Origin of the sequence: Thalassomonas actiniarum, assembly GCF_000948975.2 — a bacterium.
In the GTDB taxonomy this organism is placed as follows: domain Bacteria; phylum Pseudomonadota; class Gammaproteobacteria; order Enterobacterales; family Alteromonadaceae; genus Thalassomonas; species Thalassomonas actiniarum.
Window position 1 is genome coordinate 587,818 of sequence record NZ_CP059736.1, and the last position, 20,845, is coordinate 608,662.

General features: G+C 45.5%; 19 protein-coding genes. 13 read left to right on the forward strand and 6 right to left on the reverse strand.

Features of this window, described 5'->3' with window-relative positions; translation table 11 throughout:
- Window positions 1–344 precede the first annotated feature (344 nt).
- From SG35_RS30725 to SG35_RS30740, 4 genes are all read left to right on the forward strand, one after another.
- A complete protein-coding gene (locus SG35_RS30725) occupies window positions 345–1,055 on the forward strand; it encodes an ABC transporter ATP-binding protein (protein ID WP_044833302.1) in 711 nt (236 codons plus the stop codon).
- Window positions 1,052–3,475 (forward strand): ABC transporter permease, encoded by a 2,424-nt coding sequence (locus SG35_RS30730; protein ID WP_274055508.1) that lies wholly within the window; start codon window positions 1,052–1,054, stop codon window positions 3,473–3,475. The genes SG35_RS30725 and SG35_RS30730 overlap by 4 nt, the downstream gene beginning before the upstream one ends.
- Before the next feature lie 204 nt (window positions 3,476–3,679).
- On the forward strand, window positions 3,680–4,648 hold the full coding sequence (locus tag SG35_RS30735; RefSeq protein WP_152646467.1) for a hypothetical protein: 969 nt from the start codon (window positions 3,680–3,682) through the stop codon (window positions 4,646–4,648).
- Between the two features lie 175 nt (window positions 4,649–4,823).
- Window positions 4,824–5,939: an NAD(P)/FAD-dependent oxidoreductase gene (locus SG35_RS30740; RefSeq protein ID WP_044830987.1), complete on the forward strand. Its 1,116-nt coding sequence runs from the start codon at window positions 4,824–4,826 to the stop codon at window positions 5,937–5,939.
- Window positions 5,940–6,031: 92 nt separating this feature from the next.
- On the opposite strand, the gene SG35_RS30745 is transcribed toward SG35_RS30740, so the two are convergent.
- Window positions 6,032–6,217 (reverse strand): hypothetical protein, encoded by a 186-nt coding sequence (locus tag SG35_RS30745; RefSeq protein ID WP_044830988.1) that lies wholly within the window; start codon window positions 6,215–6,217, stop codon window positions 6,032–6,034.
- 274 nt (window positions 6,218–6,491) lie between these two features.
- On the opposite strand from SG35_RS30745, the gene SG35_RS30750 reads away from it, so the two are divergent.
- Together SG35_RS30750 and SG35_RS30755 are read left to right on the forward strand one after the other, a co-directional pair.
- The gene (locus SG35_RS30750; RefSeq protein ID WP_044830989.1) at window positions 6,492–7,568 is read left to right on the forward strand and encodes a hypothetical protein; all 1,077 of its coding nucleotides are present in this window, start codon (window positions 6,492–6,494) and stop codon (window positions 7,566–7,568) included.
- A gap of 620 nt (window positions 7,569–8,188) precedes the next feature.
- Window positions 8,189–8,578 (forward strand): hypothetical protein, encoded by a 390-nt coding sequence (locus tag SG35_RS30755; protein ID WP_152646468.1) that lies wholly within the window; start codon window positions 8,189–8,191, stop codon window positions 8,576–8,578.
- Window positions 8,579–8,758: 180 nt separating this feature from the next.
- Here SG35_RS30755 and SG35_RS30760 read toward each other — a convergent pair whose 3' ends face one another.
- A complete protein-coding gene (locus tag SG35_RS30760) occupies window positions 8,759–10,948 on the reverse strand; it encodes an alkaline phosphatase family protein (protein WP_152646469.1) in 2,190 nt (729 codons plus the stop codon).
- Window positions 10,949–11,260: 312 nt separating this feature from the next.
- Between SG35_RS30760 and phnW the strand changes: the two genes are divergently transcribed.
- Window positions 11,261–12,373, forward strand: a complete 1,113-nt coding sequence (gene phnW, locus SG35_RS30765) for a 2-aminoethylphosphonate--pyruvate transaminase (protein ID WP_162484987.1) — start codon at window positions 11,261–11,263, stop codon at window positions 12,371–12,373.
- A 204-nt stretch (window positions 12,374–12,577) separates the two neighbouring features.
- Here the strand turns inward: phnW and SG35_RS30770 are convergent, their stop codons facing one another.
- Window positions 12,578–12,769 carry a hypothetical protein gene (locus SG35_RS30770; RefSeq protein WP_044830993.1) on the reverse strand — a complete coding sequence of 64 codons (192 nt, stop codon included), beginning with the start codon at window positions 12,767–12,769 and terminating at the stop codon, window positions 12,578–12,580.
- Between the two features lie 160 nt (window positions 12,770–12,929).
- Complete coding sequence (locus tag SG35_RS30775) at window positions 12,930–13,847, reverse strand: LysR family transcriptional regulator (protein WP_044830994.1); 918 nt, start codon at window positions 13,845–13,847, stop codon at window positions 12,930–12,932.
- 252 nt (window positions 13,848–14,099) lie between these two features.
- On the opposite strand from SG35_RS30775, the gene SG35_RS30780 reads away from it, so the two are divergent.
- On the forward strand, window positions 14,100–14,390 hold the full coding sequence (locus tag SG35_RS30780; RefSeq protein WP_044830995.1) for a putative quinol monooxygenase: 291 nt from the start codon (window positions 14,100–14,102) through the stop codon (window positions 14,388–14,390).
- 222 nt (window positions 14,391–14,612) lie between these two features.
- Window positions 14,613–15,269, forward strand: coding sequence for an NAD(P)H-dependent oxidoreductase (locus tag SG35_RS30785; RefSeq protein WP_044830996.1), 657 nt, complete (start codon window positions 14,613–14,615; stop codon window positions 15,267–15,269).
- A gap of 135 nt (window positions 15,270–15,404) precedes the next feature.
- Here the strand turns inward: SG35_RS30785 and SG35_RS30790 are convergent, their stop codons facing one another.
- Window positions 15,405–16,904, reverse strand: coding sequence for a flavin-containing monooxygenase (locus SG35_RS30790; RefSeq protein WP_084692475.1), 1,500 nt, complete (start codon window positions 16,902–16,904; stop codon window positions 15,405–15,407).
- Window positions 16,905–17,524: 620 nt separating this feature from the next.
- Between SG35_RS30790 and SG35_RS30795 the strand changes: the two genes are divergently transcribed.
- The 4 genes from SG35_RS30795 to SG35_RS30810 all read left to right on the forward strand — a co-directional run bounded on the left by SG35_RS30795 (window position 17,525) and on the right by SG35_RS30810 (window position 19,744).
- Window positions 17,525–17,815, forward strand: a complete 291-nt coding sequence (locus SG35_RS30795; RefSeq protein WP_044830997.1) for a helix-turn-helix transcriptional regulator — start codon at window positions 17,525–17,527, stop codon at window positions 17,813–17,815.
- 433 nt (window positions 17,816–18,248) lie between these two features.
- On the forward strand, window positions 18,249–18,917 hold the full coding sequence (locus tag SG35_RS30800) for a hypothetical protein (RefSeq protein WP_044830998.1): 669 nt from the start codon (window positions 18,249–18,251) through the stop codon (window positions 18,915–18,917).
- Between the two features lie 394 nt (window positions 18,918–19,311).
- Window positions 19,312–19,512: a hypothetical protein gene (locus SG35_RS30805; RefSeq protein WP_044830999.1), complete on the forward strand. Its 201-nt coding sequence runs from the start codon at window positions 19,312–19,314 to the stop codon at window positions 19,510–19,512.
- On the forward strand, window positions 19,505–19,744 hold the full coding sequence (locus tag SG35_RS30810; RefSeq protein ID WP_044831000.1) for a hypothetical protein: 240 nt from the start codon (window positions 19,505–19,507) through the stop codon (window positions 19,742–19,744). Before SG35_RS30805 ends, SG35_RS30810 begins: the two co-directional genes overlap by 8 nt.
- Before the next feature lie 325 nt (window positions 19,745–20,069).
- Here the strand turns inward: SG35_RS30810 and SG35_RS30815 are convergent, their stop codons facing one another.
- Window positions 20,070–20,576 (reverse strand): hypothetical protein, encoded by a 507-nt coding sequence (locus SG35_RS30815; RefSeq protein ID WP_044831001.1) that lies wholly within the window; start codon window positions 20,574–20,576, stop codon window positions 20,070–20,072.
- Between the last annotated feature and the right edge of the window lie 269 nt (window positions 20,577–20,845).

Here is a 20,845-nt window from a genome sequence, read left to right on the forward strand (position 1 = left end):
TCAAAAAATTCCGAAATCGGACCCGGGAGCAGATAACCCCGTAAAAGTAGCAGAGGAATGCGGCTTTGAGGGGGATTATAATATGGTATGTTTTTTGCCACTGTTAGCGGTAACAGAGATAAAAGGCCGAAAATGAGCCGTTGACAGCCAGAAGAGGAAGCAAGGGATGGTGCTAACAACAGATAACGATTGGACAAGACTAAAAGCACATTCTGTTTCTTGTCCGGGGCGGAGCAAACTTATGCTCGGCGCCAATATCAACGCTTGACCGCCTTGTTGGTCAAGCCAATAAATTAAATAATGTGTTAAACACAAGAATGAAAAATAACCAAAGGAAGTTAGAGATGGACTCCATTATTAAACTTAGCCAGCTCAGTAAAGTGTTTGAAACCGAAGAGTTGCAAACACATGCATTAAAAGACATCAACCTGACCATCAACAAAGGTGATTATGTTTCTATCTCGGGTCCATCCGGTTGCGGTAAATCAACCCTACTCTCTATCCTGGGATTATTGGACATGCCGACTTCGGGGCAATATTTTGTTGAAGGACGAGATGTTTCCCAATTAAGCCTGGACGAGGCGGCTGAAGTCAGAAATGAAAAAATTGGCTTTATATTTCAATCGTTTAACTTGATAGATGAACTGTCGGTGTTTGATAATGTTGCTCTGCCGCTGCGCTATCACAGAGAAAAGCAAAGCGATCAGGCGATGAAAGAGCGTGTGACCTGGTGCTTAGAGCAAGTGGGCATGACCCACCGCGCCAGCCACAAACCCAACCAGCTTTCCGGTGGTCAGCAACAAAGGGTTGCCATAGCCCGAGCCCTGGTGGCCGATCCGGCTTTATTACTGGTAGATGAGCCTACCGGAAACCTGGACTCAAAAAGCGGCGACATGGTGATGGATGTGCTGGAGCGCTTGAATAAAAACGGTACCACCTTGTGTATGGTGACCCATGATCCCCGCTATGCCGATATGGCCCGCACCCAGTTAAAACTGTCCGACGGTGTTATTTTTAATCCGGCTAACATGACACAGCAAAAGGTAGCGGTATGAGCACAATACTTTATCAATACAAGCAGGCCTGGGCCGGCTTAAAAAAGACCCCGGGGTTTATTTTAAGTGTTGTCATCAGTATGGGGCTCACCTTAGGCGCGCTGTTATGTGTGCTGACCTTGGCGAATGTGCTGTTAAATGATCCGCTGCCGTATCCCGAGCAGGAAAGCTTATATAAAGTCGACCAGTCGCTGATCAATGACAGCGGTGAGGAATGGGCGAAAGCCTATAACTACCCGGGTTTGATGCACCTGTATAAAAAGCAGCAAGCTTTCAGCGAGATAGGTTTGCTCTATTACGACTATAACATTGTCAGCTCGCTGGCGACCCAGCCAAATGTCAACACCACTTTCGTCACCCCGGGATGGGCAGACTTGTTCCAGGGCGAACTGGTCATGGGACGGCACTTTAGCGACAGTGAAGAAGTAAATACCCATAACCCTGTGGCAATATTGAGCTATCAGATGTGGCAGCAGGAATTTCAGGGGGCCGACGATGTACTCAGCAAAAGCCTGATCATCAATGATGTCAGTTTCCGTATCGTCGGTGTATTGGCACAATCCTTTGTTGAACCTGAAATTTATAATGTCGGTTATAAAACTCAAGTCTGGCTGCCCTGGGACTTTAACCCCACCCCGGAGCGCGCGTTCCAGGCCTGGAACCGGGTTCAGGAGCCTATGCTGGTGGTCGGCAAGTTAAAACCCGGCCTGGTGGCTTCCCAGGTTGAGCAATCGTTAACGACGATGATGGATGATACCTGGCAACAGGCCGTTGTCGGCGACGAATACTTTAACGGCTGGCGCATTGATATGTCGGTGCAGTCTTTAAAAAGTACCATTTTAGGGGATACCGAACGTACCATTTTGTTATTGATTGCCGGTGTTGTCGGGCTGCTATTGATCGCTATTGCCAACATCAGTAACCTCTTTATGGCGCGCACGGTGCAAAAACAGCGGGACCTGGCTATTTGTGCCTCTGTCGGGGCGAAAAAGAGCCATTTGTTTAATATGCTGTTTGCCGAAAGTAGCCTGCTGTTGTCGATGGCGTTATTGTTGGCGCTGCTGGTGGCGCATACCGGTTTTGATATTATGCAAAGCTTTTTAAGCGATGTTCTGCCGCGGGTGCATGAACTGAGCATCAATGGTTTTACCTTAGTGTCTGCGGTGATCTTAACCTTGCTTTGTGCCTTGGGCTTTACCGCTTTAAGTAACAATATGCTGAATTACAAGGCCCTTAATTTAGTGCTGCGCAGCAGCGGTAAAGGCACCAGTTTCCAGGTGGCCAAATCAATCCGTCAGCTGCTTATTGTCAGTCAGGTGGCGATTGCCAGCTGCCTGGTTTTTGCCAACTTTAACCTGATTGAGCAGGCTTACTCTGTGATCAGCGCCCCTTATGGTTTTACCATGGAAAACCGCGTCTATGTCAGTGTTATGACGACCGGCACTAAAGCCGACAGCGAAGAAAAGTCGGTGGTGATGAGCCAGTTTGCCGAGCAGCTTGAACAATTGCCGCAGGTGCGCGGGGTCAGCCGCTCTGTCAGTCCGCTAAGAAACATGGGCAGCCGGGCGATCACTATGGAGGGGTCAAAACAAAAAATCACCCCTGAGCTGAAGTATATCGATGATAAATATTTAAGCATGGTGGAGCAGCCGCTCTTGTACGGCAATACCTTTAGCCGGGAAGATATCCTGGATAATACCCCGGTGGTGCTGGTCAATGCCTCGTTTGCCGAAAGAGTGTCAACGGATCTGCAGCAAGTGGTCGGTCAAACCCTGAGTTTTGGCGATGATACTGTTTATACCGTGATCGGGGTAGTCGCCGACACTATTATGCCGGGTACCACCGAACCTAAAGTACAGCTGTTCAAGCATACCTCGATTAGAGGCGGCAGCTTTTTAATCGAGTTGGCCCCCGATTATGAGCTTGACCGTGAACAGGCGGCGCAGATACTGCGCGGCATCAGCAGCCAGTACTCTTTATTTGAAATGAAACCGTTAATGCAAACCCGTATGCGCATGCTCTTTAGCCAGTTTACCATGGCGATCACCAGTGCTTCACTGGCGTTGGTGACCTTCTTGCTGGCGAGTATCGGTCTTTACGGTATTTTAAGTTACACCACGCAACTGCGCCGTTTCGAATTGGGCACACGTATGGCCTTAGGTGCGAAACGTTTTGCCATTGTTGGCCTGGTGATCGGTGAAAATACCATGACAGTGGTACTGGGCTTTATTGCCTCGGTGATCATCCTCTTTAGTTTGTATATAGGTTTCTCGGCGGAGCTGAATGCCTATATCGGCGAACAACTGATTCTTATCAGTGTGATAACCTTGTCTTTAATCACCTGGATTTGCCTGTTCGCCTGTTATTGGCCGGTCAGGGCTTATATTAACCGTCCGGTGATCAATACCCTGAGAGAGTGATCCCCGGCATAACGCAAAGTAATAAAGAGTGAAAACCGGTAGCCGGACCGGATGTTTATCGTCCGGTACGGCTCTGGCAAACCATTGAATATATTAAGGCTAAAACGCAAAGCAATATCTGTGATTTTGCGTAAGGAAACCATTCAGGTTTTAGTGACGGCCCTGATTTGAAGTAAAAAATAACAAGAACATGGACACATGGTAATGAAACAGTTTTATGGAACCCCGGTATTTGAGCCCGGCCAGGATGCGGAAAGCGAGCAACATTTACAGATCTTTGAAGCCGGTGATTTTGATCTCGGTAAAATCAAAGCGGCGATAGAAAAAAATCAGCTGGTACTGGTCCGCGGCATGGCGTTTGAGCGCGCCGGTGATTTATTCGGGCAACTGGTGGATCATTATGACTTAAGAGACTCCTACGATATTCAAATGCAGCTGGTGGCGCATATGATGGAAGACAGGGAGGCGGTTGATGATGTAGCGGTAACCGTTAACGAGCGGGGCCCGTTCCAGATTATCCAGCCCCATGCCGAAGGGGACAGCAGCTCGCCGCTGGACTTATTTGGCCTGCATTGCCGGCAAAATGCCGTTGACGGCGGAGAAAATATCCTCAGTCTGGTGGATCAAGACGCCGATCATTCCTTACTTAAGGCAAAAGAAAAAGCCATTGTCGGGCAAAATCTTTCGCCTGCCAGCATCAATGAGCTACGCGCCGAACACCTCGATGCCAAAGACGTGCTGGCAAGCTGCGATGCTGCAAACCGGGTATTAAAAGAAACCGCTGCCGGTAAAGTGGTGGTTCGGCCCGTGCCCCTGAGAAAGGAGAAATCTGTGATCAGTGGCCAGGACATGTATACCCTGTGGGATAATGTTACGGTACACGATCATGCCTTTCACAAACATCAGTTTGAGCTGCTGAGCTCTTTGGGCATACTCAAAGATGCCAGGGGGGATAATTATCAGGACTATTTGCATGTTGAAGGGGACTCAGACTGGGCGCCGGCAGATACCGAAAGCGGCTCTGTCGAGCAAACCGCCGGCTTGTTTACTTGTCATATTCTTTATAAAATGCAGGCGGATGACTTTTTGATCTTAAATAATAAAGCCTGGTCGCATGCGGTGAATAACTGGGCGCCGGAAGAAGTTCGAAAATTGACCGCCATGTACGCATAATATCGGGCGCTTGGTTTATCGGCCCACACTCGTCCGCAATATTAGCTTTTGTGCATTATTTGTAAGGACGGGTTTGAGAGCGGATATATGATGTGTAAAAGCAGCAGGGAATAACATCCGGGTGATGCCCTGCTTATTTCCGGGGCTGTATGCTCTTAGTTAAGGAGTCCTGAACTTGGACAAAGTTGATACCATTATCATAGGTGCGGGGGCTGTCGGTCTGGCGGTCGCCGCGCAATTGAGCAAATACCAGGAAAATGTCTTAATCATAGATAAAAACGCGGTTTTTGGCGAAGAAACCAGCAGCCGCAACAGTGAAGTGATCCATGCCGGCATTTATTATCCGCAAAACAGCTATAAGGCTAAATTGTGTGTGGCCGGTAAAGAAGCCTTGTATGATTATTGCCGTCAACGCCATATCCCGTTTAATCCTTTGGGTAAGCTGATCGTGGCGCAAAATGCCGATGAAGAAGCCTATTTACAACAATTGCTGGACAATGCCAACGCCAATGGCGTGAGCGATCTTCGCTGGCAAAGCCGTAAGGAACTGGTACAGCATTCTCCCGAATTATCGGCTTCGGCGGCTTTGTTGTCGCCGTCGACCGGGATTTTGGATGTGCATGCCTATATGCAAAGTTTACTGGCAGAAGCGGAGCAACATGGCGCTTTTTTTGTTGCCAGAACCCGGATGTTGTCGGCACAGCCAAATGATAACGGCTTTATGGTGACCCTGGACAGCCAGGGGGAAATTACCCGCTTACAGTGCCGTTATTTAATTAACTGTGCCGGCTTGCACAGCGAGCAGGTGGCCAGGAGTATCGAAGGGCTGCCCGGGCATCATATTCCGCCATTACACTGGTGCCGGGGGCATTATTTTTCTTATAGCGGCAAAAGTCCGTTTCAGCAGTTGATTTATCCGGTACCGGAAGCCAATACCGTAGGGCTGGGGATCCATGCCACTTTGGATATGGGCGGGCAGTTAAAATTTGGTCCCGACAGCCAGTATATCGATGAGCTCGATTACCAGGTGGATCCGCAGTTAAAAGAAAAGTTTTGCCGGGCGATCAAACGTTATTTTCCCAGGCTGGATCCGGACAGGCTGCAACCGGCCTACAGCGGTATCCGTCCTAAATTACAGGGACCGGGAGAGAGCTTTAAAGATTTTGAACTGCAGGATGAAAGCACGCATGATTTGCCGGGATTGATCCAGTTATTCGGTATTGAATCTCCGGGCATCACCGCCAGTCTGGCTATTGCCTCACAGGTCAGGGAGAAACTGGCCTTAGGTTGATTTAATCTGCGGGGGCAGAAAGCAAAACGGCTCACCGTCGGTGAGCCGTTTGTAAAGTATGCCGCTAGCGGCAGGTGTTAATACAAGTTGTTTTATGCCGTGATGGCGCTTGAATCCAGCTGGCCTTCTTCGTTTTTATACTCAGCCAACTCATTCAAAAAATGTTTTTGGATCTCGGTAAAGTTGATATGGATACCGTCCTGTATGTCCGTATGACCCAGGTTGTACCCTTTCTCAAACGCCCACTTTATGATCTCAACATCGTAAATTTTTTCCATAAGTCCATACACCTATTTTTTATTTGTTTTATCTTAAAGACCGTATGTGCATTTTGTCATAGTCAGCTTTTTGCGAAACTGTGAAAAATGACAGGTTTGGGCTTAAGGATCGTTTTTAGGATCGTTTTTAGGATCGTTTTGATCCATTTTTTTTCCTGAGAATATTGATGTAATCACGATTCGATACATTTTATGATATTTTTCTTACACTCATATCTGTTATAATTTTTGGCAAATTGCCCTGGTTGAAAAAGTGTCGAAGGTTAAATAAAGAATGAATGTGTCCAAATCTGATCAGTTGATCCTCAGTAGTTTAAATAACCAAGAAAAATTACATGTAGAGTCATTCGATTATCAAACGGTATTTTTAAGTTCGGTAAAACCGGATCCCACCAACGCACGGTTTTTCCCCTGTATCTTTATTGATGACGGTCATGCCGAGCTGTTTACCAACCGTAAATTGTCGAAAAAAGAATTGGTTAATATCTATGAGGCCGAAGGGCATGTTTTAATCGGAAAATCTTGTTTGATCAACTGCTTAAAGCACGGCAGCAGCGACTGGAACAAAGCGAACCACACCATAGAATCTATTATGGAGCTGGGCAATAATATTTCGGTTTCTGAAATTATCCAGGTGCCGACCATTTATCCGCTGGAAAACGGACAATATCAAATACTAACCGGACACAGACGCTTTTTTGCTTTGGTTTATTCCAAAGGTTATGGCTCAAATTCGCAATTTAAAATTTATGAAAGCAAACCACTGCTGACTAAAGTGAAGCAATTTCAAGAAAATGCCAGCAGGGAAGATTTGCCGCAATATGGTAAATTGTTGGCTTTTTTAAATGCGCTCACCGAAATCGAGATGGTCAATACCGCCCGGTTAAAAACCGGACAGAAAAAACTTACCATTAAAGAAACGGCGGCAAACCTTGGTATCTCTATGGGGGCTTTTGATAATTATAATGTATTAACCCGTTACCCCTGCGTCGTTGATGCCTATGAGTCCGGATTGAGTGCTTCTTTTGTTAAGGCGAAAAAAGTGGTGTTGACGGCAGAAGCCGAATATAAAGCGAAGCACAATAAAACTGTGCTTAACGTCACCGATAAAAGAGAGATCAGCGAAGAAATCGAGTCGCGTCTGCTGGGCAAGAAATCACAAAAAACAGGCGGTAAAAAATTAAGGTTTAAACCGATCGCCTCGCCGGCAACCGTTAAAACCTTGCTGACTTCAAATATCACCGAATTAGAAACCGGTATTGACTGGCAAAATGTAGACTGGCATGACCATAAGGCGGTGGCTAATGTGATGGCTACCGTAATAGAGTTTCTGGAAAGCAGCGAAGGATAAACATTCCTGCCCGGAGCGATAGCAATAAAGAAGTGGCTGATATGCTTGCAGCCACTTCATGTTTGCCGGACCAAGGCATGTGCTAGAGCAGGAAAAACCTTAACTTTGGTTATTAAAGATACAAACGATATCTATATCCAGAGTATTTAGCGGAAGCTGTTGAAAGCCCGGTATAAAAAGAGGTATAGTGAATATCGTCAAATATTGGCTTCTTTCTGATAAGAAGCAGATCTCTACTTTATCTTTCGTTAAGTGTTTCTCTCCAGTGAGCGGAAATATCATCTTAAGCTGATAAAAGCTATGGACTGGCAGGCAAACCGGTTTTCCCGGTTATTAGGCAAATTTGGAGCAGGAGATCATCAGGGAAGATGTGAATTTAGATTATCAAATTAACACCATAAGGGGTTAACAAATTGTCATACCAAAGGGTATACCAACTTGATGAAGCCACAGGAAAGTTGCTTTTATTAAGTTTTGCGGCAGTGAAGCTGCCGTCTTTGAACATATTAAGGAAAGAAATGCTAAGGATTTGCTATAAAAAGTTCTTCGCTTCATGCAAAGAAAACTTGTATGGATTAGTGATTAACGGGGATGAGGCGAGAATTGAGTTTTTTGCATTAATGAAACTCTGTCATGATAAAATCAGTTGTGCTAAAACCGGTAACCAGTTATTTACGGCGATTATGTTGCCGAACCTGTTATTGCAAAAGCCCGGTTATAAGATGCATATATTAAGTAAATTCAATGCGGTGCATTTTGCCTTTTCTGAGTTTATTCAAGTGACCATAGGACAGAAAATCTTTTGGCACGCCGATAAAGTTGAAAAAAGACATGAATTGCTGGAGCAAAACAGTCTGCGAAGAACGAAAATATTGGATGCTGTCACTGACGTTATTGAACTTATGCCGTGGGAAAGCCGCCTGGCGGTTGAGCAAAAGTATCGGGATTATTTAGCCATTGATCAACTGGACTCGCTGGATCAAAAGTTATCCTTGATCTTGCGCCCCTGATTTGAGCTTAGGCAACTTGGTTTGATGCGGTTTCAAATGGCCGAATGATTGAATATCTCATGCATGAGACTGGCGAACTGTTTAGGGGAACTTGGTCGCGATAATATCATGTTTTTTCCTGATGCAGGCCGATAGCCCGGCTCAAAAAAGCCGAGCTTTTTCTTTTGATGTCAAAGTGATTTATGGCAACAGCTCGATTCTCAGCGGATCCATCTTGGGGGTACAATCCCACTTGCCGTTGCGCTCGCCGCCAAGCAGGTCGTTGTCCCATTCCAGGCCACAGGCACCATTGCCTATTTCAACGGTAATGGTGCTGTTGTTGGCATCGCCATTAAGGTTTAAGATCAGGGGATCGCCAGCCGTATTTTGATCAAATTTGGCATTGCGCTCGCCACCGATAAGGTCGGCGTCCCACTCCAATGCACCTTTGCCGTTTTGGGCTACCAAGGTCGCGAAAACCTGCTTATTGCCGTTGGTTAATTGCTGGACATTATTTACTTTCAAAATCATGGGATCTGCCCGGCCGGCGCAGTCCCACTTGGCATTGCGCTCGTTGAAAATTAAGTCTGCATCCCATTCCAAGCCGCAGGTTGTTCCCTTGGCATTGGCGGTGATCAGCACATTATAATCCCGGTTGGCGACCAGCTCGGAGGCCGAGCTTAAATAAACCGGCAGGTCGTTGTTGATAATACGCTTGATTTCAAGGCCGGTTCCCTGATTATAGACAGTGCGGATTTCATCCAGGGTTAATGCCCGGCGCCAGATCGCCATATCATCGAGATCGGCTTTTAAGTTATAGCGGTAGCTGCCGGTGCCGTCCTGGCCGATATTCCAGTCAAGTGACGAGGTTAAGTCGCCGACATCTTTGATGCCGCCGGCAATGATATGTAATCTGCCCTGCGGGCTACCCGCGTATAAGGTAGCGACCCCGTCCCGGTCAAAGCTTGCCGCCAACAGCCACCAGCCGTTAAAGGTATAATCGATGGGATCTATGTCTTTGCGATCCCCTGAGTCTGAGGCTAAGTTGATACCGACATCGTCGCCATTGCCTTCATTGGCCAGCAACAGGGTGCCGCGGTTAGCGCCGCTGTTCCAGTTCTTGTTACCGATGATCACGGGATCGCCGAATTGATCGCCGCTGACCCGGTACCAGGTTAACAGGGTAAAGTCGGTGTCATAGTCAAAATCCAGTGCTCGGGGTTTGCCCAGGGTTAAATATTCATCATTGCCGTTAATGGCAAGATGCTGTCCGAATTTACCGTCGCTGCTAACCGCCGGACTGCCGCCGCCGACTGTGGCGTGTAAATCTTGCCCCGAGTGATCCCGGTAATCTCCTTCAAACGGCAGGTAGGTGACCAGATCTTGCTGTAACAACCTCGGCGCCTGGGCTAAGGTCTGGCTGCCCCTTACTTTGCCGTCGATATGCTCAGGTACGGCAACCCCCATATGAGACAGGGCGGTGGGGGCAGCATCATAGTTATGGGGAATGTCGGCTAAATAACCCTGACTTACGGCTTTGGACGCCACTAAAAAAGGAATGGTATAGTTATCCGCCGCATGAATACCATGGGAAGAGCCGCGTCCGCCGTGATCTGAGGTGATGACGATTTGCCAGTGCTCGTCGGCAAAACTTGGCCTGTTTTTTATGGCGGATAACAGCTGGCCGATTTGTCCGTCAACCGAGGTAATTTCATCGGTATAACCCTGATCATCTGCACTAAAGCAGCAGCTGTGACCGGCATGGTCGACATCATCGAGAAATAAAAAAATGGCATCCGGGCTGCTGCCCAAAGGCCAGTTTGCATCGGAGTAGCTGCCGTTAAGCATGTTGACGGCATTTTTGATATTGCCGGCATCGTCAGAGTCGATTTTGACATCGGCGCTGTTGGTGATTTGCATATCCGTACCCCAGGTCACCAGGTAGGCGGTATTAAGGGAAGGGGCGTGGTTTTCAATCAGGGTTTGATAATGGGGATAATCGCCGTAACGGCCACCGCCGACATCAGAATTGCCGGTGACGCCGCTTTTTGTTGAAGTGACGCCGGTCATGATACCAACATGGTTGGGACCGCTATTGGGGGCGGCATCTGTCATGGTTTGGGCATAATGGGCAAAAGCCCCCTGGTAGCCGCTTGCCCAAGTGCCGTTGATCAATTTATCGATATTCGGGGTGGCGGCATTCTCAATACCGTCGCCGCGTAAGCCGTCAATAGCTATGACCAAAGAATGTTGGCCGGCTAAAGCCGATGCCGAGGTTAGCAGCATATACGCCCCTAAGCCAAGGCTGGTATTCGCCGTGCTCCTGAGCTGTTTTTTTATCTTTTGGCTGCAGGTTCCATTTGCTTGTGTTTGTTTGATTCTCGTTTTCACTTTATTGCCTCATGCTGGATTAAGTAAATATCTTTCTTGGTCTAGACCAGTGTTAATTTACGTGAACTTAATGACGAACATATGATGATTTAATGAACAATGGCATCTATGTCTTAAAGATTGTCTTTAAGTTATTGCTTTGTCTTTATTTCTACGGACAAGTAACCGCTTGATGAGAGCTGGTTATGCCGTTAAAGGAAGTGGACCACCCAGAAAAAGGCGAATATGACAATTTGATGAAGACTGTGGTGCGGGTATTTAAAGATAGCATCACTTTGAACATAATTGGTCTATACCAATTATCGGAAAAAGATCATGCAACATTATTTATTATTAACTCCGGGGCCGTTGACGACATCAGATACCGTCAAGCAAGCCATGCTGAAAGACTGGTGTACCTGGGATGACGACTATAACCTTGAGGTGGTACAAAAAATTCGCCAAAACCTGGTAACCCTTGCCGTTTCAGGAAATATACCGGATAAAAGCAATCGCTACAGCAGCGTATTAATGCAGGGCAGCGGCACCGCCAGTGTCGAAGCGGTGATCGGCAGCGCAATAGGTAAACAAGATAAGCTATTGGTGATCAACAATGGCGCTTATGGCGAGCGTATTGCTGAAATGGCCCGGTATCTGGATATCAGCCACCAGGTGCTCACTTTTGGTGAAACGCAATTGCCGGATATGGCAGTCATTGAGGATGCCCTGGCTACGGATCCGGCGATAAGCCATGTTGCCATGGTGCATTGTGAAACCACCACCGGCATGCTTAACCCGCTTGAGGCGACGGCGAAGTTATGCCAAAAATATCGCAAGGTCTTTATTCTCGATGCCATGTCGAGTTTTGGCGGTATCGAGTTTGATCTTGCAGCCCTTGATATCGGCTTTATGATCAGCTCCGCCAATAAATGTATTCAGGGTGTGCCTGGGTTTGGTTTTGTGATCGCTAAAACCGAGCTGCTTCAGCAATGCCGGGGGCAGGCGCGTTCGTTAAGTTTAGACTTATATGCCCAGTGGCATACCATGGAAAGCGCCAACGGAAAATGGCGTTTTACTTCACCGACCCATGTGGTCAGGGCATTTGCTCAGGCATTAACCGAACTTGAGCTTGAAGGAGGAATAACTGCGCGGGCGGGGCGCTACCGGAAAAATCAGCAGTTATTGGTAGCCGGGATGCGTGAGTTAGGTTTCGAGCCTTTATTAAACGACAAGTTGCACTCGCCGATCATTACCTCGTTTTATTCGCCGGAAAGTGACAATTATCAGTTTTCGGAGTTTTACCAGCGGCTAAAAGCCAAAGGTTTTGTCATTTATCCGGGCAAAGTTTCAGATGCCGATTGTTTCCGTATTGGTAATATCGGCGAAATATATCCCGGTGATATCGAGCGCTTGCTGGCTGCCATCGCCCTGGCTAAGTATTGGTAATTTGCCCACCGCCAGCGCCAAAAAATGAATAATTTTCTGATCAACCTAAGGGAAATGGCCTGATAAGGGAAAGCTTATCAGGCCGGTTGATATTTAAATCTTGGTTGATTTTTGAGCTTCTATTTGCCAGGTGCATAAGGGCCAGGGCAGAAATAACTCGTATTAATACCTGGGGTTCAGGCACCAGAGCATAGCCGCCGCCATCTATTGAAATACGCTTGATAACAAAGCCGGATTGCTCGCCCTGGCTGTGATCAAATGAAATAAGCCTGAATAATTAAAAATGCCTGCGCCGTTATTGATGGTGGAGATCATGGTGTAGTTTTTAAACCTGGCGCCGTTGACCTTGGTATGATTGGCATTTACCGGCCTGGTGTCTGCGCTAAAGTTGAACATGGTTTCAACCGGAAGTGCCCCGGTACTGCTAAAGGCAGAGTAGGAAAAATAACTTCTGAACCCGATATGAACATAATACCTGAATTTTTATACACTAAAATGAATGGGTTGAAAAATTGCCTGCCAGTGGTTGCCCACTTAATGAGCCATTGATAGAGTGTCAGACAAAACCCTTCTTTTTCAGTCTGCTTAGTATCTGTTGGCAGTTATCCGTTACCAGATCTCTTAATAGCCGGACCTTAGGGTTGATGGATTGTTTACTCGGGCAAATCAGCCACAATTCGGTTGGCGTTGGCCGGTATTGCGGCATCAGCGAAATAACCTTTTGTGTCAGCAAATCTTCGGACATGTCGATGGCCGACTTTAGTGCCAGTCCTTTACCGGCCACACACCATCGCCTGACCAGATCGCCGTCATTGGCCACCCGGTTGCCTGTCATCCGGGCGGTATAAATATGCTTGTCGCGGGTAAACTTCCAGGTATCGTGGACTATGCCGCTTAATTGATAAAACAGCCCGTTGTGGGCAGATAATTCCCTGGGATGTTCGGGGGCTGAGTGGGCGCTTACATATGACGGCGATGCGCACAGCACCCGGGGAACTTCACAAATTTTAAAGCCGTACAGGTTTGAGTCGGTAGGGGAGCCGTACCTGAGGGCGACGTCGACGCTGTCCCGGTAAAAGTCCAGGGTATGGTCATTTAAAATCAATTTAAGGGTTAACTGCGGATGTTGTCCGGCCAATTCATCCAGCCAGGGCATGATGAAATTGCGCCCCAGATCTGAAGAAGTGGTTAAGCGTAATTCACCATTTATTTCATCCTGATCTGACAGTAAATTTTGTTGTGCGTTGTTAAGTATCTCCAGGGCATGAATACATTGGGGCAGGTACCTTTCTCCCATCACCGACAGTCGCAATTGGCGGGTGGAGCGTATAAACAGTTCAAAGCCCAGTTGTTTTTCAACTCTTTTGATTGCCGCACTTGCCCTGGCAACCTGCATGTCTAAATTCGTTGCCGCGGCGGTAATACTGCCTAGCTCTGCGGTTTTAATAATAATTTCCAAGTCTGAGAGCAGCATTATTGTCAAATCTCCTTTGAGAGTGTGATATTAATTATCATGTTTTTTAATTAAAGAAGAAAGCCCGAACTTTGTTTTATGAGCAGCCGTCAGCCTTAATCAATGGTTGGCGATAAGGTTAGCCGGTTAATGCCTTTGCTTTATTGTCAAAAAATATTTGAAAGTAATTCAAGGATTGACCTGTTTATAACAGGGGTAACTATCACTATGATATGCACAGTCAAGATAAACAACTGATTTAAGGAATCCCCCATGACGACATTAACGATAGTGGCAAACATCATAGCCAAAACGGACAAAATCGAGCTGGTAAAGGCGGAGCTGTTAAAACTTATCGATATCACCCGCAGCGAAGCGGGCTGCATTAACTACGACTTGCACCAGGACAATGAAAATCCGGCGCATTTTATGTTCTATGAGAACTGGCAGACACGTGAACTGTGGCAGCAACATATGAACAACCAACACCTGGCTGATTATATGGCGGCCACCGAAGGCGCCGTTGCAAGCTTTACCTTAAATGAAATGACAAAAATTGCCTGAGTACTCGCTAAGTAAAGGGATTAACCGGTGAAATGTATCCGCTTTTGCAAATAAGCTGATCGCTGTCCTTGATTATCGGCTTTGCCGTAACCATTAACAGCGTAATAAGATAATTTTGCAAAGCGCTAACAGCCAATGGCAGTTAAATGAATAGCCAAAAGCGACTGCCCTGGCTGTCTATATGGCTTATAGAGCATAACAAGTAAATGAATGGAGAATAAAATGACACACCCGATTATTGCCGATCTGGAAAAACGTTATACGACGAAAAAGTATGATCCGTCCAAACGCGTATCCCAGGAAGATTTAGAGGTAATTTATGAAGCGATCAGGCTTTCTGCATCCTCCATTAACTCTCAGCCGTGGAAATTTATCGTGATTGAAAGCGATGAAGCCAAGCAGCGGATGCATGATACTTTTGCCAATAAATTCCAGTTTAACCAGCCCCATATTAAAGCCGGCTCCCATGTGATTTTGTTTGCCCATAATCCAAGGTATACCCGCGAAGATTATGCCAGGGTGGTTGATAAAGGCATTGCCGATAAGCGCATAAAAGCCGAAGATCGCGAGCAGGCGTTTGGCGGTTTTGCCTTTGCCGACTTAAATACCGATGAAGCGGGTAGTAATGCAGCCTGGACCAAGTCTCAGACCTATCTGGCGCTGGGCAATACCCTGCATGTGCTGGCACGTCTTGGTATCGACTCAACGACGATGGAAGGGGTTGACAGTGAAATGGTCGGCGAGATTTTTGCCAAAGAGCTTGACGGTTATCAATGTGAGGTGGCGTTAGTGATCGGTTATCACCATGCTGAAGAAGATTATAACGCGCCGCTGCCTAAATCCCGTTTAGACCGGGAGCAGGTGCTTCAGGTTTTATAATCTGCCCTTGTTGGTATGATGAAAGATGGGCTTAGCTCTGATAAAACATGGATTAGAGCTAAGCGCATTCATATCAAGGTTGCCATATAGGCGCAGGTGACTTGTGCCTGCGCTTGTCTCTACGTTGAGATGGGGTCACTTCAATAAATGGTAGTCTTTCAAACGAAACCATTTACGTGAAAAAATGAAGTTGACCACAGACTCAGGCGACAGGCTGGTAACCTCACCCGTCATATTTTTTCTATAAAATGCGCTACAGTTGCTCCTTTGCCAAACCGTTAATTTCATAGTGTTTTTCATTTTTGTCACGTATTCACTTTGAATATGGCTTCTCACATCAATGGCCTTGATGGTGTTATCCCGTTTTACCGCACAAATCGCTTTAATGGTATAGTTCACCATTGCCTCCATATAACACAATTGCGAGCTGTGGCCGGTGCCCGTATTGGGGCCGTTTACTTTAAAATAGTTGGGGTAGCCTGAAACTGTGATGCCCTTATACGAGACCGCCTCATTTTCCCATTCACTGTTCAGGTGACGGCCACCACTGCCGTATACATCAAAGGTTAACGCCTTTTTCATGTCTGAGTAGGCAAAAAATCCGGTTGCATAAACGATAATGTCCAAGGGGATATCCTGGCCGTCTTTTGTCCGGATCCCCGTAGGTGTGATGCTCTCTATGCCACTGATATCTACATCAACGTTATCCCGGGATAGTGCCGGCAGGTAGCGGTTTGACGGGATGACTCGTCTGCCGCCCAGTTCATAGTCGGGCATCATGTGCTGGCGCAGTTTTTCATCATCGATATATTTTTCGAGATTTTTTCTTAGTGTTCGCGCATAAAGATATTTTATGAACCCGGTAATTTTTGAGGTGAACGGATAGCGGCGAAATGCAGCAAAGCGTATCTCGTGATAACTAAATATCATTAAACGTTTGAGGTGGCGTATGCCCGGCAAGTTGGTAATAAAACGCTCTGCTGCGCTGTAAGTTCTGTCTGAGCGCGGAATGATCCACTGCGCCTTGCCCATAAACACGGTGAGTTTGTCCACCTGCTCGGCAATGGCAGGCACGACCTGGGCCGCCGAGCAGCCGGAGCCAATAATACCAACACGTTTTCCTTGATAGGGAACACTGTGATCCCACTGTGCGGTATGGAATTTTTCCCCCTGGAATGACTCTGCGCCCTTGATGTCAGGAGTTTTCGGGTTCGCCAGTACGCCACTGGTATCTATGATGAAACGGGCGTTATAGTGTTCGCCTGACTTTGTCTCTACCTGCCATAAACATTCACTGTCGTTATAGGTGAGCTTAGTGACGGATTGCTTGGTTTTTGTGTGTTTCCTGATATTAAATTTATCAATAATGTAGTTGGTGTATTCGAGTAATTCGCTTTGCGGGGAATATCTTTTCTTAAATTTATACGGAATAAAGGAAATAGAATACAAACCGGTTGGAATGTCTACCTCGGCTCCCGGGTACGAGTTATCTCGCCAGGTTCCGCCTATATCGGCACCTCGCTCTAACAGGACAAAATCATGATTGTTTTTTTTCTGCAAACCAATCGCCGCGAGCAAACCTGAAAAGCCTGTGCCGATAATGACGGTTTCAAAATACTGCGCATCTTTTTTCATAAATTACTTCCTCTCGCTTTCCCGGGATTAATATCTTCTATCCAAGCAACAGCCTGTAGCAGTTATGTCTGAAACAGGCGATAACCCATCAAAAATGAGCTGATCTCTTGGAAAGATATAAACAGTTCAAATTCACTTCATTGGTTTGTAGTTTAGGAGGGGAAGCTTAAGAGAAGCTTAAGTTTGCCTGATGATGGTTTAAGGTGCAGTAATGTTGTTGGTATCAGCCGTATAAGATTTGTGGCCAATACCTGGATCGGTAGTGCTTGCATGAGCTAAGGCAAGTCATTAAGCGTGGACTCCCAATTATTCAGCCATTTTTTACCTTCTGAAAAACACAGGTAACTTATCTTGAGATGGTGGACACCAAAGACTGATGGATACAATAGTACTCATTTTTATCGTGACAGGTACTATAGTACTCATTATAATAAAATCCGAAATAATGATTTGCTCCGGCCTTTAATCAATAAATAGCTACTAGTGAGCTTACTAAGAGCCAGTGAAAAGCCAATAGCAAATTTAAACAAAGCTTTTTATAACCGCTGTATTGGCCGGTTCGGGATTTATGTCTGTATTTGTCGGATTTAATTGAGAAAATAATTATAGAGGGAATTTATATGTTTGATATTATGGGTGAGGATTTGCGTTGTATACGCCTGAGTGTAGACAAAACTACCAGGGAAATGGCAAAAAAAGCAGGAGTCAGCCGTGTTACCTATGAAAACTGGGAAACCGGTGTTGGCGAGCCAAGGATGAATCAATTTCTCGATATCGGTCATGCTTGTTCGTTGAATGTGGCTCCCTTGTTTGAGCAAATCTCGACACTTAGAGATCAATTTAATGAAAGGGACGAAAATGAAACACTTCGAAAAGTTCGTAAACGCGCCTCAAGCAGGCTCAAAATTTGATAGCTCAATCAATTTCACTGCAAACATGCTGGCGGGTATTTCCGGCGGCGTAGGTAGTAGCGGTGATACACCACCTAGACCACAGGCCGCCACCCCGTTGGCGGATGACAACAACGGGACTTTATCGACCACCGGTAACTAAAGCTGATTTAATCACAAGCAGGGTAACCACCTGCTTAAACAAGTTTTGCTAAGGTAATTTTACCTGTTGCATACTTGTCCGGAGAAAAAACAGCCACTGGTACCGTTGGCCCGATAGTCGAATACAATCCAAATTCAATATAAGGATAATTATGAAGACTCAAGCTGTTTTTTTCCGGGTAATAGCTTACCCACAACAAGATTCACAACAATACCAGCCCTGGCATTTATACTGGCAACTTTGCCTGCCGTGCAAACAAGCCATAAATTCTGATCAGGGAGGAAGTTTGCTGTGAGTGCTGTAAAAACGGAAGGTATATTCAAACTGGCATTGATCATTGCCATTGTCACTTTTGCTATTGTCAGTAGAAACACTTTGTTGATCACCATAGTGTTCAGTGTAAGCATATTCGCGGTAATGTTTATTAACCGTGACGATATCAATATCGTGCATTTATGTGCTGGTTTTATCATTATAAAGGCCGTTGAAAGAGCCATTTTCATCTTTGCCATTGAGCCCGGTTTCAGCGAGGTTTATGCCGATGAAACCCGGAGCACGGTCTGGCTTGGTGCGGCTATGTTTACTACCCACTTTATTACTGATCTGTTTTTATTTTATATGGTACTACTCAGGGCACCTTTTACCCGTGCCAGATTGACCGCTCAAAATAAACCCATCGACAAGGTGCGTCTATACAAGGCTGAAGTCGCCTTTGCCAGCCTGTTTTCAGTGTTTATGTTTATCGATTTACTGGCACTGGTTGAAAACTTTATCCGTCACCTGAATGAAATCGGTTTCAGCATGGAAGTCGCTCAAATTTTCTCTGGCTGGAACTGGGTTTATTACGGCTATCTGGATATGAAAAGTATGCTTACCGGCTGTGCCTTTATGTTGCTGTGGTCCATGTCTACGGAAATTTCCCGTGAGCAATACCACCGTCAATTTGAGTTAAACGCTTAACGAACTTTATTGTGTGATATCAGCGCTGCTGTTGTCGCAGTTGCTTGTTGTAAATATGAATAAAAAGCTAGCCGGATTTCAGCATCACGAAATCCGGCAAACAATGCCAAGATTTCTTATCAATCAATACTTTATGATTCAATAATAATGAACTTAAACCTGGGGGGAAATAAGCCGCAAGTCAGGTAAAAAATCGTGCTTATTTCTCATCATAAATCAACGGTAACTGTCGATTTATCCAGCATTTTGTACTATATATAAAAGACTAAATAACAACCAGAGGAGATACGCCAAAAGCGTTTGATGACCTAACAAATAAACGAAATGAGCGCTGCCCCTGAGTGCTAGCACACCCAGAAGCAGCTAACCACAACCGATAACAAGGGTATCCATTATGGCTAAAGTTAATGATAAGCCAGAGTTTTTCTCGGTTAAAGTTTTTTTAACAACTAAAGCTGACAGCATAGCCTGTCGCCAGTGGTTAAAAGTTCGCAGCAATAACTACCACCCCATACACTCCCGCCGTTATACCCGGCCAGTAAAGGCAGAAAATAACTCACTTGCCATGGTGAAAAGAGGGCAGTGTTATGTCTGACTCAACAGCTAAACAGCTCAAAACCGATATGTTACTGCTGTGCGACCAATTCTCCCAATTTAGTGAAGAATGCGCCTTTATCTGCGACGCCTTCGCCGCAATAGTCAGGGAGCCAGAAGCTCTGGACGAAGCCACCATTGCTGGTTTCAGCCATTACAGCATTTGGATCAAAGATCAGGTAACAGGCTTTAAACACAAAATACACAAGGTTCATCAAGACTTGAACCAATAATCATGACTGCTCCCGGAGATGGATAACCTGGGGCAGTAGCGTCTTGAAAACTGAGCATTTGTTAACCCCGGGCACTTGCCAGTTATTTATAGACATAGTTTTCTCTGTACAGCTTTATGCTTTGCTATTCTAAGGAGCCCTTTATAAGTTATGCCCTGGCAGCTTTCATTTCATTTCCTTTGCTTAGTTTTAGCATAGGAGGGTTTCAAGATTATCTGCTAGTTCGGTGAATTCATTTATTCGATTTTTGAAAAATAACTCTCCATTTTCAATTTTCATTTCAAAAACCTACTTTCCGTTGTTTCCTGTAGCCAGCCCAATGATATCAGCAATTGCCTTGCATGTAGCTAATAATTAACTTTTGCATTGGCTCCATGTTATTACTTAGAATTTCACGATAATGTGCTTCTGCTGTTTCTTTATTACCTTTAGAGAAGCCAGCATTTTTGTTCAATTTCGTTATTGCTTCTGACAATTTTTTATCTTTACAAAAGCTTCCTTCATACAAAAATGCTGCTGCTTTGAATCTTGTGAGTTTCTGATTGAGTCTTTCTCTATACTTTTCCTTAGAATTAACTATTTCTTTACCGCTTTGGGCATACTCATATATCATGCCTAGTGTTTCTACATAATATTCTGCGGTATATTGAAACTGTTGATTACGGTCTCGCTCTAACATTTCTTTGTTAAACTTGGTTGTTATCGAGTTCATTTCAAATGCTAAATATGTGGCCATCAATGCCAGAAACAACTCAACTAAAAATCGCAATTTATTTATATGAAAAGAGCTGGCGTTTTGTACTTTATCTACTCCATTTTTTTCATCACTCATTGATAGTTCTCTCTCGTTTCCGTTAACTTTGCTTTATTAATTTACGATATACGAATATAGGTTCATGAGAATACCGATCAATGCCACTTTCACATTTAATTGAAATCACTTTAGTCGCAACCTTTTGAGAAATGATATTTTTATGAGCGACAGCGGCTTCGATATAAAAACTGTATAGATTGCTCCTTGCCAACCCATGACCTAATTCATTAAAACTTTTTTTAAGTATTAATTTAGCTAATCCTTTTCCCCTACGAAAGTTGGACAGC